Consider the following 14,751-nt stretch of genomic DNA (forward strand, 5'->3'; position numbering starts at 1 on the left):
GCACTGCGATTAACCAGCGCTGGCAGGGCTTTGCTTGGCGATTTCAGCCATGCGCTTTTCCAGCTTGGCCAGCTCGGCATCCAGCTCCTTGAGCTGCGCCTGCTTGTCATCAGCGTTGAGCTTGTCGCTGTTGGCCACTTCGGTGCGCTTCTTGAACAGTTCCAGCTGGCGGATCGGCAGCAGCTGATCGTCATCGGAAGCCTTGAACTTGGCCCACTGCAGACCAGCCAGGACTTTCTGCTCGGCCGGCTCATCGCCGTAGGTCATAAAGAACTCACGCAGCTTGTTCTTGGTGGCGTCGTCCAGGTTCTTGCGCCAGACCATCGGGTCGGACGGGATCAGCGGCGAGGTCCAGATCACTTTCAACTGAGCGGCCTTGTCAGGCGCAGTCACTTGCAGACGCTCCATGCCTTCGCTGTTGAAGGTGCCGACATCGACCTGCTTGTTGGCCACCGACAGGGCGTTGACTTCATGGCTGCCGTTGAGCGCGCGCTTGAAGATCTTGTTGGCGTCGGCATTGTTCTGCGCGAACACGTAGTAGCCCGGTACCAGATAGCCCGAGGTGGAGTTCGGGTCGCCGTTGGCGAAGGTCAGGGTCTTGGCGTTTTTCAGCATGTCTTCGATCGAATTGATCGGGCTGTCCTTGTGCGCCACCATCAGGCTGTAATAGCCCTGAGTGCCGTTGGCCGCGACGGTTTGGGCGAAGATCTGCCCATTGGCACGGTCCACTGCTTCCATCGCGGCCTTGTTGCCGTACCAGGCCATGTCGACTTTGTCGAAACGCATGCCCTGGATGATCCCGGCGTAGTCAGGGGCGAAGAAGGCTTTGATCTTCAGGCCGGTCTGCTGGCTCATGTCTGCCAGGAAGGGGTCCCACATGCTTTTCAGGTTCTGCGAGGACTCGGTGGAGATGATGCCGAAATTGATTTCCTGCTCAGCGGCCTGGGCGGCGCCCAGAACCGAACCGGCCAGCAGCGTGGACGCGGCGAGAACGCGACTGATACGTTTGAACATGCAAAGCACTCCTAGTGCAGATGGACATACAGGGGTTGGCATAACAGGGGGCGGCTCAGGCTTTGGCCAGAGCCAGCGGGACTTTCGGTTTGCGCGCACGGCGCGGTTTCTCAGCGGTTTGCGGCTCGTCTAGCAGCTCGGCCCCGTAAAGATCGTTAAGGAAGTTGGCATGCAGCTCCGCCGCGGCGCCGTCGTAATGAATACGCCCCGCTTTCAACGCTACGGCGCGCTGGCAATAGCGCATGGCGTAATCGACCTGATGCAGGGTGACCACCACGGTGGTGCCGTCTTCACGGTTGATGTCGGCAAGAATCTGCATGACCTTGCGCGCTGACTCGGGGTCGAGCGAGGCAATCGGCTCGTCGGCCAGGATTACCTTGGCGCGCTGACACAGGGCGCGGGCAATCGCCACACGCTGCTGTTGACCACCGGACAAGGTTGAAGCGCGCTGCTGCGCCAGATCCGCCAGGCCAACACGGGCCAGGGCCTGCAGCGCACGTTGCTTTTCTTCGGCATTGAACAGGCCGAGGGTGCCGCGCCAGCGCGGCATGCGCCCCAGGCAACCAAGCAGCACGTTCTGCAGCACGCTGAGACGACCGACCAGGTTGAACTGCTGGAAGATGTAACCGATGTCAGCACGCAGACGGCGCACTTCGCCATTCAGCCGGCCTGCGGCCTGCACTTCACGGCCCAGCACTTGAATGCTGCCACCGCCGCTGCGATCGCAGCAGGCCAGGCCGGCAACATGACGCAGCAAGGTCGACTTGCCGGAACCCGAGGCTCCGATCAGTGCCACCATTTCACCGGGCTCTACGGACAGCGCCAGATCAAACAGCGCCTGCTTGCGGCCGAACGTTTTGTTCAGGCTCTCAACCCGGATCACTGCGCTCATGGAATGCCTCCTTCTTATTAGCGGTTACACCGCGGCTAGCAGCCGCCTTCTGGTGTAGACCAAGGTAGGCAAATCCTGTGTCAGGCCGATTAATGGGCCGTGACACTTACGTGACCATTACTTGAAGTTTTTTCTACGCGAGGGTGAATTTCCTTGCTTTTTGCACAGCACGGCGCATTTCTGATGACTGGTGCTGGCATAACGCCTTTACTCACCGCAAAATGCGACACGCAATTGGCGTCAATTTACCGACCAAGCGACTGTAGAGTCATACTTGATCTAAGCGGCTTTCTGGCTGAACGGTTAGTGCTATAGGCGGTCAAACCGGTGACAATCCTATAGCCCATTGCCAGTATCGCTTTCCTAAACTAACCGGTTTAATGTACGCGCCCTATGAAACCAGCACTCTATTCCAGCCGTACCGCTGACAAATTCGTAGTTCGTCTGCCCGATGGCATGCGCGAACGCATTGCGGATGTCGCACGTAACCATCACCGCAGCATGAACTCGGAGATCATTGCTCGCCTTGAGCAAAGCATGCTCCAGGAAAGCGCTCTGGGTGATGACCTCAACATGCGCTTGGACAGCCCAGATCTGTCCTTGCACGAACGTGAGTTGTTGCAACGCTTCCGCCAGCTGTCACGCCGTCAGCAGAATGCCCTGGTGGCATTGATTGCTCACGACGCCGAGATGGCTGTCGAAGAAGACTGATTGCGCTGCATAAAGAAAAACCGGCCAAGGCCGGTTTTTTTGCTGCCAATAAAAAATGGCCGGGAGCCATTTTTAACGTTGCTCCGCAACGGCCTGCAAGGTGGCCGCCAGAGATGGCAGGCAATAAAAAACCGCCTTCTGGCGGTTTTTTATTGCGCGTGACAGTCAGCCGACAAAGCTGAGCAGCACACCCGCCGCCACTGCCGAGCCGATCACTCCAGCCACGTTCGGGCCCATGGCGTGCATAAGCAGGAAGTTCTGCGGGTTGGCTTCCAGCCCCACCTTGTTCGACACCCGCGCCGCCATCGGCACCGCAGAAACCCCGGCCGAGCCAATCAGTGGGTTGATCTTGTTGCTGCTGAATACATTCATCAGCTTGGCCATCAACACCCCCGCCGCGGTGCCGGCGCAGAACGCCAGCATGCCCAAACTGAGGATGCCCAGAGTTTTCAGCTGCAGGAAGGAATCCGCCGACAACTTCGAACCCACAGTCAGGCCGAGGAAGATGGTGACGATATTGATCAGCGCGTTGCGCGAGGTATCGGCCAGGCGCTCGACCACACCGGCCTCACGCAGCAGGTTACCCAGGGCGAACATGCCGATCAGCGGCGCAGCATCGGGCAGCAGCATGCCGATCAGCAAGCACAGCACAATCGGGAAGATGATCTTCTCGGCCTGCCCAACAGGGCGCAGCTGCTGCATCACGATGGCGCGCTCTTCCTTGGTGGTCAGTGCACGCATGATCGGCGGCTGAATCAACGGCACCAGCGCCATATAGGCATAGGCCGCCACTGCAATCGGACCGAGCAGATGCGGAGCCAACTTGGAGGTCACGAAAATTGAGGTAGGGCCATCGGCACCGCCGATGATGGCGATGGAAGCAGCCTCCTTGAGGGTGAACTCAAGCCCGGGAATACCCAACGCCGTCAGCGCCAACGCACCCATCAGGGTGCCGAAAATCCCGAACTGCGCCGCGGCCCCCAAGAGTAAGGTCTTGGGGTTGGCCAGCATCGGCCCGAAGTCGGTCATGGCGCCTACGCCGAGGAAGATCAGCAGCGGGAAGATACTGGTGGGCAGGCCCACCTCGTAGATCATGTGCAGGAAACCCGCACCCTCGGCCATATTGGCCACCGGGATGTTGGCCAGCAGACCGCCAAAACCAATCGGCAACAGCAGCAGCGGCTCGAAGCCCTTCTTAATCGCCAGATAGATCAGCAGGATGCACACCGCCATCATAAACAGCTGACCCGGCTCGACGTGGTACAGGCCGGTGCTCTGCCAAAGCTTGAGGAGCTTATCCATTACCGCGCTCCCTTAACCGATGGTCAGCAGGCTGTCGCCCACCGCCACCGCATCACCCACCTTGACGTTGACCGAACCGATGGTGCCAGCCTTGAACGCACGAATTTCGGTTTCCATCTTCATGGCTTCGAGGATGATCACCAGCTGCCCTTCTTCCACGGCATGACCTGGCTGCACCAGTACCTTGAAGATGTTGCCGGCCAGCGGGGCATTCTGCGGCTCGCCGGCGCCCACTGGCGCAGCTACTGCTGTAGCGGAATTAGCACCACCGACAGCTTTGAGCCCTTCGATATCGCCGCCTTCGTTGACTTGCACAACGTAGGACTTGCCGCCCACTTCAACGGTATAAACCTCAGGCTTGCCAGCTTCACGAGCAGGCGCTTCCTTGCCGGTCGGTGCCGGCTCGAAGGCCGCTGGGTTGCCGCGGTTTTCCAGAAACTTCAGGCCGATCTGCGGAAACAGGGCGTAGGTCAGCACGTCATCGATTTCGTCGGCAGCGAGCTTGATACCCTTCTCTTTGGCAATACCCTTGAGCTCGGCGGTTAGCTTGTCCATCTCTGCTTCAAGCAGATCAGCCGGACGGCAGGTAACGGCTTCAGCACCATCCAGCACCCGCGCCTGCAGTTCTTTATTGAAAGGCGCCGGCGCTGCGCCGTATTCCCCCTTCAATATGCCGGCGGTTTCCTTGGTGATCGACTTGTAACGCTCACCGGTCAGCACGTTGATCACCGCCTGGGTACCAACGATCTGCGAGGTTGGGGTCACCAGCGGGATAAAGCCGAGGTCTTCGCGCACGCGCGGAATCTCGGCCAGCACTTCGTCGAACTTGTCCTGGGCGCCCTGCTCTTTCAGCTGGCCTTCCATATTGGTCAACATGCCGCCAGGCACCTGGGCAACCAGAATCCGCGAGTCGACACCCTTAAGGTTGCCCTCGAATTTAGCGTATTTCTTCCGCACTTCACGGAAGTAGGCGGCAATTTCTTCGAGCAGCTCCAGGTTAAGCCCGGTATCGCGCTCAGTGCCCTTGAACATTGCCACCACAGACTCAGTCGGCGAATGGCCATAGGTCATCGACAACGAGGAAATAGCGGTGTCGACATTGTCGATGCCGGCCTCCACGGCCTTGAGAATGGCCACGGATGACAGCCCTGCCGTGGCATGGCACTGCATATGCACCGGGATAGACAGGGTTGCCTTCAGGCGCGTCACCAGTTCGAACGCGGTGTAGGGCGTCAGAATACCGGCCATGTCCTTAATCGCCACCGAGTCGGCGCCCATGTCTTCGATCTGCTTGGCCAGGTCGACCCACATTTCCAGGGTATGCACCAGGCTGGTGGTGTAGGAGATGGTGCCCTGGGCATGCTTGCCCAGCTGCTTGACGGCCTTGAGCGCGGTCTGCAGGTTGCGCGGATCGTTCATCGCGTCAAACACGCGGAACACATCGACGCCATTGAAGGCGGCGCGCTCGACGAATTTTTCCACCACGTCATCGGCGTAATGGCGATAACCCAACAGATTCTGCCCGCGCAGCAGCATTTGCTGGCGGGTGTTGGGCATGGCTTTTTTCAGCTCGCGGATGCGGTGCCAAGGGTCTTCACCCAGGTAACGAATGCAGGAGTCAAAGGTCGCGCCACCCCAGGACTCCACGGACCAGAAACCGACCTGATCCAGCTTGGACGCGATCGGCAACATGTCTTCCAGACGCACACGAGTAGCCAGGATCGACTGGTGGGCGTCACGCAGCACTACATCAGTAATTCCGAGTGCTTTCTTTACGGCTGTCATACAGATGCTCCCTGTCAAACCTGACTCACCCGCGACGGGCACGGTGCTGGTGAATAGCGGATTGGATAGCGGCTAACACATCAGCGCTCGGCTCGTCAGAGGCCGGCTTGACTGCCGATGGCACGGATACGGGAATGGGTGTCTTTTCGGCGAAACGCTCGATAACCCACGACATCACGCGGATCATCAACACCAACAGCATCAGAAAGAGGAATACGGTGCCCAAGCCGAAAAGCATGAGCTCGACACCCTCAAGCAGGAGTTCACTAGGGGTCATCTTGGCTCCATTAGTAGCTTCATAAGAGCTACATTAATTATTAGATAGGAGCGCCCGGGAACTGATCCCGGGCAAAGCTGGCGAACCTTAGCGTGAAACGAGCGTTTGAAGCAAACCCAACCCTAGCTGATGAGACATTTTCTGTAGAGAAAGCGTCATCGACCTAGAGCAGGAACAGACTGGCCAAACCCAGGAAGATAAAGAAACCACCACTATCGGTTACCGCAGTGATCATCACACTGGCGCCCAAGGCTGGATCACGCCCCATACGCACCAGCGTCATGGGGATCAACACCCCCATCAGCGCGGCCAACAGCAGGTTGAGCACCATCGCGGCCGTCATCACCACGCCCAGCGACCAGCTGTCGTAGAGCAGGTAGGCCACCACGCCAATCACCCCACCCCAGACGATACCGTTAACCAGGCCCACACCCAGTTCCTTACGAATCAGCCGCGAGGTATTGCCGGTACTGACCTGATCCAGCGCCATGGCGCGCACGATCATGGTGATGGTCTGGTTACCCGAGTTGCCACCGATGCCCGCAACAATCGGCATCAGCGCCGCCAGGGCCACCAACTTCTCGATGGAATCCTCGAACAGGCCAATCACCCGCGACGCCATAAAGGCCGTTACCAGGTTGATCGCCAGCCAGGCCCAACGGTTGCGCAGGGATTTCCACACCGAGGCGAAGATGTCTTCTTCCTCGCGCAGACCGGCCATATTGAGGACTTCGCTTTCGCTCTCCTCACGGATCAGGTCGACCATCTCATCGATGGTCAAACGGCCGATCAACTTGCCATTCTTGTCCACGACAGGCGTAGAAATCAGGTCGTAACGCTCGAACGCCTGCGCGGCGTCGTAGCCATCCTCATCCGGGTGGAAACTCACCGGGTCGGTGGCCATGACCTCGCTGACCAGCTTCTCCGGGTCATTGACCAACAGGCGTTTGACCGGCAACACGCCCTTGAGCACGCCGTCATAATCGACCACAAAAAGTTTGTCGGTGTGCCCTGGCAGCTCCTTGAGACGGCGCAGGTAGCGCAACACCACTTCCAGGCTGACGTCCTCGCGGATGGTGACCATCTCGAAGTCCATCAGCGCGCCGACCTGATCTTCCTCGTAGGACAACGCCGAACGCACACGCTCACGCTGCTGCGCATCGAGGGTTTCCATCAGCTCATGCACGACATCGCGCGGCAGCTCGGAGGCTAGGTCGGCCAGCTCATCGGCGTCCATGTCCCTGGCCGCCGCGAGAATTTCGTGGTCGTCCATGTCCGCGAGCAGTGTTTCGCGCACTGCATCGGACACTTCAAGGAGGATGTCGCCGTCGCGCTCGACCTTGACCAGTTGCCAGACAGTCAGGCGGTCATCAAGCGGCAAGGCTTCAAGGATGTGGGCAACGTCGGCGGAGTGCAGCTCATCGAGCTTGCGTTGCAATTCGGCGAGGTTCTGCCGATGCACCAGGTTTTCCACGCGGTCGTGGTGCTGGCCTTCCTGACGGTGGGTCAGGTCTTCGACCAGTTTGTGCCGGTGCAACAGCTCAACCACCTGAGCCAGGCGGTTCTGCAGGCTATCCTGCGGTTTTTTTGCTTCTACTTCAGTCATGGCGCGCTCCACCCCCAGCGGCAGCGCACGCCAAAGAGGGTCAATCAGTCAACACGTGATTGCACAATCGAGATTCAGAGTAACTACTGGGTAAGTCCATGGTGGTTTTCCACAAGCCCCGGCGGGGCTGACGCGGCAAATGATAACACCGCCCAGGCGCTTTGCATGTGACAAAAACAATCCTAGAACAAGCGCTTGCACGACAAACTTAAGCACACGTGCACATCTGTAACTGCGACGCGCCAAGCTTTAGTGAAGGCACGCCTGGCGCAGACAAAGGCATCGACTACCCTTGCACAGGGACCGTCACGGAGGACGCACCATGCAAGGACTGCACTGCGCAGCTTTCTGCGCCATTCTGCTTTGCCCGCTGCCCACACTCAGCTCAACCGTATTTCGCTGCGAAGACGCGAAAGGCCACGTCACATTCACCCGCCAGGGTTGCCCCAACGAACACAGCCAAAGCCTGCAACAGGCCAACAACCCCACACCCGGCAGCGGTAAACCGGTGCCACTGGCCAAACCGCGCAAGACCAGCCGCGAGAGCAAGAAGAAAGATGAACATAAGCTGACAGTCATAGGCGAAAAGCAGGACGGTTGCGGCAACCACCTGAGCAGCAGCGAACGGCGCGCCGCCATCATCAAGCAGCAGATACGCCTGGGCATGAGTCGAGCCGATGTCGAGAGCAGCCTTGGCAAGCCCGACAAGGTCACCGAACAGAACGGCCAGACGCGCTACGTTTACCAGGGCAAGAAAGGCAATAAGCGCAACGTCAGCTTCGATGAAGCCGGCTGCGTCAAAGGTAAGGCCAAGCGCAAGTCGGTGAGTAAAAAATGACCAACAGTCACTTTTAACGTCGTACAACGACAACCCGCAGAGCAGCAGCCATAAAGCATGCGCAATAAAAAAGGGCCTGCATCGCTGCAGGCCCTTCTTGTTTGGTGCACTCAGGAGGATTCGAACCTCCGACCGCTCGGTTCGTAGCCGAGTACTCTATCCAGCTGAGCTATGAGTGCAAAAGCGCTTTTTAACCAGATCACCGCTGGCTGAAACAAAATGGCTTGCATCGCTGCAAGCCATTTCAAGTTGGTGCACTCAGGAGGATTCGAACCTCCGACCGCTCGGTTCGTAGCCGAGTACTCTATCCAGCTGAGCTATGAGTGCAAATAGCGCTTTTAAACCAGATCACCGCTGGCTGAAATAAAATGGCCTGCATTGCTGCAAGCCATTTCAAGTTGGTGCACTCAGGAGGATTCGAACCTCCGACCGCTCGGTTCGTAGCCGAGTACTCTATCCAGCTGAGCTATGAGTGCATGTGACGCTTGCGCTGCAGACTTCTAAATCAACGCCTACAACACTAAATAATGGCGGAGAAGGGGGGATTCGAACCCCCGACACCCTTTTGAGATGTACTCCCTTAGCAGGGGAGCGCCTTCGGCCACTCGGCCACCTCTCCGCAACACGGGGCGCATGATAACCATGTTTTCCCCGTTTGCAAAGCCAAAATTTCGATAAAAATTAGTGGCTTGGTTCTTCGCCTTTCTCTTTCTGGATGCGCTGGTAGATTTCTTCGCGGTGCACAGCTACCTCTTTAGGCGCGTTAACGCCAATGCGCACCTGATTACCTTTAACGCCCAACACGGTGACAGTGACTTCGTCACCCACCATCAGGGTCTCTCCGACCCGGCGAGTCAGAATCAGCATTCCTTTCTCCTTACGGATTTCAGTTCAGGACAACAGCAGTCTGCAAAAATAAAATGGTGGCAGCCCCGAACATCTCAAGCAGAGCCTTCACCCAAGTATTGACCAGTGTGAGCAGAAAGAAAGTTCCTGCTCATGCCAACCAAAAAGACGAAAGGCGCGGGATAAACCGCGCCTTTCGGATAATGCCTCAGTCGCCCTGTCGGGCCGGGGCATCCAGTTCAAAAGCAGTGTGCAGGGCGCGCACTGCCAACTCCAGATATTTCTCTTCGATTACCACGGAGACTTTGATCTCCGAGGTGGAGATCATCTGGATATTGATATTTTCCTTGGCCAGCGCCTCGAACATGCGGCTTGCTACGCCGGCGTGGGAACGCATGCCAACACCGACTATGGACACTTTGGCAATCTTGGTGTCACCGATGACTTCACGCGCACCCAGTTCGCGAGCCGTGTTTTCCAGCACCTCGAACGCAGCGGTGTAGTCATTACGGTGTACGGTGAAGGTGAAGTCAGTGGTGTTATCGTGCGAAACGTTCTGCACGATCATGTCCACTTCAATGTTCGCGGCACTGATCGGGCCGAGAATTTTGAACGCCACGCCCGGGATGTCCGGTACGCCACGGATGGTCAGCTTGGCTTCGTCGCGGTTGAAAGCGATGCCGGAGATGATCGGCTGTTCCATGGATTCCTCTTCATCAAGGGTAATGAGGGTGCCCGGCCCCTCTTGGAAGCTGTGCAGCACGCGCAGCGGGACGTTGTACTTGCCGGCGAATTCCACCGAACGAATCTGCAGCACCTTGGAACCGAGGCTGGCCATTTCCAGCATCTCTTCGAAGGTGATTTTTTCCAAACGCTGAGCCTGTGGCACCACACGCGGGTCGGTGGTGTAGACACCATCAACGTCGGTATAGATCTGGCACTCATCGGCCTTCAGCGCAGCAGCCAGCGCCACACCGGTGGTGTCGGAACCGCCACGACCGAGGGTGGTGATGTTGCCGTGCTCGTCGACACCCTGGAAACCCGCGACTACTACCACACGCCCAGCCTTGAGGTCGGCACGCAGTTTCTGGTCATCGATCTGCAGGATGCGCGCTTTATTGTGCGCACTGTCAGTCAGGATGCGCACCTGGTTGCCGGTGTAAGACACCGCTGGCACGCCAATCTTGATCAGCGCCATGGCCAGCAGGGCAATCGTCACCTGCTCGCCGGTCGAGACCATCACGTCGAGTTCACGCGGTACCGGCTGACCATCACTGACCTGTTTGGCCAGATCGATCAGGCGATTGGTTTCACCGCTCATGGCGGAAACCACAACCACAATGTCATCGCCGTTTTCGCGGAATTTCTTCACCTTCGCGGCCACCTGCTGAATACGCTCAACAGTGCCGACGGAGGTGCCGCCAAATTTCTGTACGATCAAAGCCATTTCAAAGCCGCCTCAGCCCGTGAAGGGCGCCCATTAAACAGATAACTCAATACCCTGCCAAGGCCCGCCGGGCGTATACCGGGCCTTGCCCTGTAGACTCAAGCAATCCGGTACTTAAAGACCTTGCTCAGCAAAAGTAACGGCCAACGCCAGCGCACCATCGAGAGCAGCTGCATCAACGCCGCCGCCCTGAGCCATGTCCGGGCGACCGCCGCCCTTGCCGCCAACAGCAGCAGCAGCCTGCTTCATCAGCTCGCCGGCCTTCAGCTTGGCGGTCAGGTCCTGGGTCACGCCGGCCACCAGCACGACCTTGTCGTCCTGCACGCCGCCGAGCAGGATCACCGCGCTGCCGAGCTTGTTCTTCAATTGGTCGACCATCGCCAGCAGCGCCTTGCCGTCCAGACCGTCTAGACGCGCGGCCAGCACCTTGATGCCTTTGACGTCGACAGCCGAACCCGCCAGGTCATTGCCCGCTGCGCTGGCGGCTTTGGCCTTGAGCTGCTCCAGCTCTTTTTCCAGCTGACGGTTGCGCTCCAGCACGCCGGCCAGCTTGTCCAGCAGGTTGTCGCGGCTGCCTTTGACCAGCGCCGCGGCTTCTTTCAGCTGCTCTTCCGCGCCGTTCAAATAAGCAAAAGCTGCCGCGCCAGTAACCGCTTCAATTCGACGCACGCCAGCTGCCACACCGCTTTCGCTGATGATCTTGAACAAGCCGATATCGCCAGTGCGCTTGACATGAGTACCGCCGCACAGCTCAACGGAGAAGTCACCGCCCATGCTCAATACGCGAACCTGATCGCCGTACTTCTCACCGAACAGCGCCATGGCACCTTTGGCCTTGGCGGTTTCGATATCGGTTTCCAGGGTTTCGACTTCGCTGTTGCCACGCACTTCGCGGTTGACGATGGTTTCCAGCTCTTTCAGTTGCGCTGGAGTGATCGCCTCAAAGTGGCTGAAGTCAAAACGCAGACGCTGACTGTCGACCAACGAGCCCTTCTGGGTCACGTGCTCGCCCAGTACCTGACGCAGCGCCGCATGCAGCAAGTGGGTCGCCGAGTGATTGAGTGCAGTGGCCTGACGCACGCTGACGTCCACTTCAGCCTTGACCGAGGTGCCGACACTCAAGCCGCCTTTGACCGCAACGCCATGGTGCAGGAATGCGCCGCCAGCCTTGGTGGTATCACGCACATCGAAACGCACGCCAGCGCCTTCAAGGAAGCCGCAGTCACCGACCTGACCACCGGATTCGGCGTAGAACGGCGTCTGATCGAGGACGACTACGCCCTCCTCGCCTTCACCTAGGCTGTCGACTGCCTGACCGGCCTTGAACAGCGCAATGATCTTGCCGCTGCCGCTGGTGCCTTGATAGCCAAGGAACGCGGTATCACTGTCAACTTTGACCAGACTGTTGTAGTCCATGCCAAACGCGCTGGCAGAACGGGCGCGCTCGCGCTGCGCCTGCATTTCGCGCTCGAAACCTTCCTCATCCAGAGTCAGTTCGCGCTCACGGGCGATGTCGCCAGTGAGGTCCATCGGGAAGCCGAAGGTGTCGTACAACTTGAAGATCACTTCACCCGGAATCACCGTGCCTTTGAGCTCGGTAAGATCCTGCTCAAGAATCTTCAGGCCCTGCTCCAGGGTCTTAGCGAACTGCTCTTCTTCGGTTTTCAGCACGCGCTCAATGTGCGCTTGCTGTTGTTTCAACTCAGGGAAGGCATCGCCCATCTCGGCCACCAGCGCGGCAACGATCTGATAGAAGAAGCTGCCCTTGGCGCCCAGCTTGTTACCGTGACGGCAGGCGCGACGGATGATGCGGCGCAGCACGTAGCCACGACCTTCGTTGGACGGTGTCACGCCGTCGGCGATCAGGAAGCCGCACGAGCGGATATGGTCAGCCACCACTTTCAGCGATGCCTGGGCTTCGTTGGCGCAACCGATGGCCTGGGCCGCCGCGTTCAGTAGGCTCTGGAACAGGTCAATCTCGTAGTTCGAATTGACGTGTTGCAGCACGGCGCTGATGCGCTCAAGGCCCATGCCGGTGTCCACGCTCGGTGCCGGCAGCGGGTGCAATACGCCGTCAGCGGTGCGGTTGAACTGCATGAACACGTTGTTCCAGATTTCAATGTAGCGATCACCGTCTTCCTCTGGCGAACCGGGTGGACCGCCCCAGATGTGCTCGCCGTGATCGAAGAAAATCTCGGTGCACGGACCGCACGGGCCGGTGTCGCCCATGGTCCAGAAGTTATCGGACGCGTACGGCGCACCTTTGTTGTCGCCGATGCGGATCATGCGCTCGACAGGAACGCCGATTTCCTTGTTCCAGATATCAAAGGCTTCATCGTCAGTGGCGTAGACCGTGACCCAGAGCTTTTCCTTGGGCAGGTTCAACCAATTTTCGCCGGTGAGGAACTCCCAGGCGAAGTGAATGGCGTCGCGCTTGAAATAGTCGCCAAAGCTGAAGTTGCCGAGCATTTCGAAGAAGGTGTGGTGGCGCGCGGTGTAGCCGACGTTTTCCAGGTCGTTGTGCTTGCCGCCGGCACGCACGCACTTCTGGCTGGTGGCGGCGCGGGTGTAGGCGCGCTTTTCCAGGCCGAGGAAGCAATCCTTGAACTGGTTCATCCCCGCGTTGGTGAACAGCAGGGTCGGGTCATTGCCCGGAATCAGGGAGCTGGAAGCGACACGGGTGTGTCCCTTCTCTTCGAAGAAGCTGAGGAAGGCTTCACGGATTTCTGCGCTTTTCATAGGAATCTTCCAAAAACCAGCGGCCACGACAAAGCCGGCAAAGGGCCGCATTATATCGGGCCTGCGCTAGGGGGCTAGTGTCTTTATTGATAGAGAGCGACTATTCATCGCTCCAAGACAATCAATTCCGGTGACATTCAGCGAAGGCTGCGACCACCTGATCGATATCCGCAGTGGAGATATCCAGGTGAGTCACCATGCGTAGCCGCGGCGCAGCAGTGAGTTTGATCCCGCGCTCGGCGCAAAAGGCTTTCAGCGCACCGGCCTGCTCGCCCACCTGGGCGTAGACCATATTGGTCTGCACCGGCTCCACCGCATAACCCAGCTCACGCAGGCCGGCGGCCAAGCGCTCGGCGTTGGCGTGGTCCTCGGCCAGGCGCGCCACCTGATGCTGCAGCGCATACAAACCGGCCGCAGCGAGCATGCCGGCCTGACGCATACCGCCGCCGACCATTTTGCGCAGCCGCCGCGCCTTGCCGATCAGCTCGGCTGAACCGCACAACACCGAGCCAATCGGTGCGCCGAGGCCCTTTGACAGGCACACCGAGACCGAATCGAAGTATTGAGTGATTTCCCGCGCCGGCACGCCCAGCTTTACTGCAGCATTATACAAACGCGCGCCGTCCAGATGCAGGGCCAATCCACGTCGCGTGGTCAGCTCACGCGCGGCCTGCAGGTATGCCTGCGGCAGCACCTTGCCCTGCATGGTGTTTTCCAGCGCAAGCAGGCGGGTGCGGGCGAAGTGAAAGTCATCCTGCTTGATTGCTGCTTCGACCTTGGCCAGGCCGAGCGAGCCATCGGCTTCGCCCTCAATGGGTTGCGGCTGGATCGAACCGAGCACCGCCGCGCCGCCACCCTCGTATTTATAGGTGTGCGCCTGCTGACCGACGATATATTCGTCGCCACGCGCGCAATGAGCCATCAGCCCGAGCAGGTTGCTCATGGTGCCGGTGGGCACAAACAGCGCGGCCTCGAAGCCGAGCTCAGCGGCCAGATACAGCTCTAGACGGTTGACCGTAGGGTCTTCGCCATACACGTCATCGCCAAGCTCGGCGGCTTGCATGGCCTCGCGCATACCGCGGGTCGGCTGGGTGACGGTGTCGCTGCGCAGGTCGATAACGGGCATGGCGGGCAGTCCTTAGACGGGGCTAAACCCCGATGCTAAAGCCCACCCACTGGGCAAACAAGGTACAGATCAGGCGAGAAAACGCAGGACAGATTGCACCAAGAAATCGCTATACGATCTCGCGAGCTAGAGCCATGCAAGGCAAAAACAGACGAGGAAGCGGAGTGT

The 14,751-nt window shown here is 58.8% G+C and carries 12 protein-coding genes and 4 tRNA genes; 2 read left to right on the forward strand and 14 right to left on the reverse strand.

Annotated elements, in window-relative coordinates:
- Nucleotides 1-9 precede the first annotated feature (9 nt).
- Entirely contained in the window at nt 10-1,014 is a 1,005-nt protein-coding gene (gene phnD / locus HCI85_RS14555; RefSeq protein WP_167145455.1) for a phosphonate ABC transporter substrate-binding protein, read from the reverse strand.
- Between the two features lie 55 nt (nt 1,015-1,069).
- Nucleotides 1,070-1,906 (reverse strand): phosphonate ABC transporter ATP-binding protein, encoded by an 837-nt coding sequence (phnC, locus tag HCI85_RS14560; protein WP_160088099.1) that lies wholly within the window; start codon nt 1,904-1,906, stop codon nt 1,070-1,072.
- Between the two features lie 393 nt (nt 1,907-2,299).
- Here phnC and HCI85_RS14565 point away from each other — a divergent pair, with 393 nt between their 5' ends.
- Nucleotides 2,300-2,617: an Arc family DNA-binding protein gene (locus tag HCI85_RS14565; RefSeq protein ID WP_167145457.1), complete on the forward strand. Its 318-nt coding sequence runs from the start codon at nt 2,300-2,302 to the stop codon at nt 2,615-2,617.
- Nucleotides 2,618-2,782: 165 nt separating this feature from the next.
- On the opposite strand, the gene HCI85_RS14570 is transcribed toward HCI85_RS14565, so the two are convergent.
- The 4 genes from HCI85_RS14570 to mgtE all read right to left on the reverse strand — a co-directional run bounded on the left by HCI85_RS14570 (nt 2,783) and on the right by mgtE (nt 7,587).
- A complete protein-coding gene (locus HCI85_RS14570) occupies nt 2,783-3,919 on the reverse strand; it encodes a sodium ion-translocating decarboxylase subunit beta (protein ID WP_090251820.1) in 1,137 nt (378 codons plus the stop codon).
- A gap of 12 nt (nt 3,920-3,931) precedes the next feature.
- Entirely contained in the window at nt 3,932-5,704 is a 1,773-nt protein-coding gene (oadA, locus tag HCI85_RS14575; RefSeq protein WP_167145459.1) for a sodium-extruding oxaloacetate decarboxylase subunit alpha, read from the reverse strand.
- 25 nt (nt 5,705-5,729) lie between these two features.
- On the reverse strand, nt 5,730-5,981 hold the full coding sequence (locus tag HCI85_RS14580; RefSeq protein WP_167145461.1) for an OadG family protein: 252 nt from the start codon (nt 5,979-5,981) through the stop codon (nt 5,730-5,732).
- A gap of 163 nt (nt 5,982-6,144) precedes the next feature.
- Nucleotides 6,145-7,587 carry a magnesium transporter gene (gene mgtE, locus HCI85_RS14585; RefSeq protein WP_167145463.1) on the reverse strand — a complete coding sequence of 481 codons (1,443 nt, stop codon included), beginning with the start codon at nt 7,585-7,587 and terminating at the stop codon, nt 6,145-6,147.
- A gap of 322 nt (nt 7,588-7,909) precedes the next feature.
- Here mgtE and HCI85_RS14590 point away from each other — a divergent pair, with 322 nt between their 5' ends.
- Nucleotides 7,910-8,425 carry a DUF4124 domain-containing protein gene (locus HCI85_RS14590; protein WP_167145465.1) on the forward strand — a complete coding sequence of 172 codons (516 nt, stop codon included), beginning with the start codon at nt 7,910-7,912 and terminating at the stop codon, nt 8,423-8,425.
- A gap of 102 nt (nt 8,426-8,527) precedes the next feature.
- Here the strand turns inward: HCI85_RS14590 and HCI85_RS14595 are convergent.
- The 8 genes from HCI85_RS14595 to ltaE form a co-directional block, all read right to left on the reverse strand.
- Nucleotides 8,528-8,604, reverse strand: a tRNA-Arg gene (locus tag HCI85_RS14595).
- A 71-nt stretch (nt 8,605-8,675) separates the two neighbouring features.
- Nucleotides 8,676-8,752, reverse strand: a tRNA-Arg gene (locus HCI85_RS14600).
- Between the two features lie 72 nt (nt 8,753-8,824).
- Nucleotides 8,825-8,901, reverse strand: a tRNA-Arg gene (locus tag HCI85_RS14605).
- Nucleotides 8,902-8,953: 52 nt separating this feature from the next.
- Nucleotides 8,954-9,044: transfer RNA gene (locus HCI85_RS14610), tRNA-Ser, on the reverse strand.
- Nucleotides 9,045-9,106: 62 nt separating this feature from the next.
- Nucleotides 9,107-9,292 (reverse strand): carbon storage regulator CsrA, encoded by a 186-nt coding sequence (gene csrA, locus HCI85_RS14615; RefSeq protein ID WP_025165378.1) that lies wholly within the window; start codon nt 9,290-9,292, stop codon nt 9,107-9,109.
- Between the two features lie 187 nt (nt 9,293-9,479).
- Nucleotides 9,480-10,718, reverse strand: coding sequence for an aspartate kinase (locus HCI85_RS14620; RefSeq protein ID WP_090251806.1), 1,239 nt, complete (start codon nt 10,716-10,718; stop codon nt 9,480-9,482).
- 114 nt (nt 10,719-10,832) lie between these two features.
- Nucleotides 10,833-13,457: an alanine--tRNA ligase gene (alaS, locus tag HCI85_RS14625; RefSeq protein ID WP_167145467.1), complete on the reverse strand. Its 2,625-nt coding sequence runs from the start codon at nt 13,455-13,457 to the stop codon at nt 10,833-10,835.
- Nucleotides 13,458-13,578: 121 nt separating this feature from the next.
- The gene (ltaE, locus tag HCI85_RS14630) at nt 13,579-14,583 is read right to left on the reverse strand and encodes a low-specificity L-threonine aldolase (RefSeq protein WP_167145470.1); all 1,005 of its coding nucleotides are present in this window, start codon (nt 14,581-14,583) and stop codon (nt 13,579-13,581) included.
- Nucleotides 14,584-14,751: the final 168 nt, after the last annotated feature.

The sequence above is a fragment of the Pseudomonas sp. OTU750018 genome, assembly GCF_011636575.1.
GTDB lineage: Bacteria > Pseudomonadota > Gammaproteobacteria > Pseudomonadales > Pseudomonadaceae > Aquipseudomonas > Aquipseudomonas peli.

Excerpts from the sequence above, each read along its gene's own strand:
- phnD (WP_167145455.1), bottom strand. The coding sequence starts at position 1,014 with ATGTTCAAACGTATCAGTCGCGTTCTCGCCGCGTCCACGCTGCTGGCC.
- phnC (WP_160088099.1), bottom strand. The coding sequence starts at position 1,906 with ATGAGCGCAGTGATCCGGGTTGAGAGCCTGAACAAAACGTTCGGCCGC.
- HCI85_RS14565 (WP_167145457.1), top strand. The coding sequence starts at position 2,300 with ATGAAACCAGCACTCTATTCCAGCCGTACCGCTGACAAATTCGTAGTT.
- HCI85_RS14570 (WP_090251820.1), bottom strand. The coding sequence starts at position 3,919 with ATGGATAAGCTCCTCAAGCTTTGGCAGAGCACCGGCCTGTACCACGTC.
- oadA (WP_167145459.1), bottom strand. The coding sequence starts at position 5,704 with ATGACAGCCGTAAAGAAAGCACTCGGAATTACTGATGTAGTGCTGCGT.
- HCI85_RS14580 (WP_167145461.1), bottom strand. The coding sequence starts at position 5,981 with ATGACCCCTAGTGAACTCCTGCTTGAGGGTGTCGAGCTCATGCTTTTC.
- mgtE (WP_167145463.1), bottom strand. The coding sequence starts at position 7,587 with ATGACTGAAGTAGAAGCAAAAAAACCGCAGGATAGCCTGCAGAACCGC.
- HCI85_RS14590 (WP_167145465.1), top strand. The coding sequence starts at position 7,910 with ATGCAAGGACTGCACTGCGCAGCTTTCTGCGCCATTCTGCTTTGCCCG.
- csrA (WP_025165378.1), bottom strand. The coding sequence starts at position 9,292 with ATGCTGATTCTGACTCGCCGGGTCGGAGAGACCCTGATGGTGGGTGAC.
- HCI85_RS14620 (WP_090251806.1), bottom strand. The coding sequence starts at position 10,718 with ATGGCTTTGATCGTACAGAAATTTGGCGGCACCTCCGTCGGCACTGTT.
- alaS (WP_167145467.1), bottom strand. The coding sequence starts at position 13,457 with ATGAAAAGCGCAGAAATCCGTGAAGCCTTCCTCAGCTTCTTCGAAGAG.
- ltaE (WP_167145470.1), bottom strand. The coding sequence starts at position 14,583 with ATGCCCGTTATCGACCTGCGCAGCGACACCGTCACCCAGCCGACCCGC.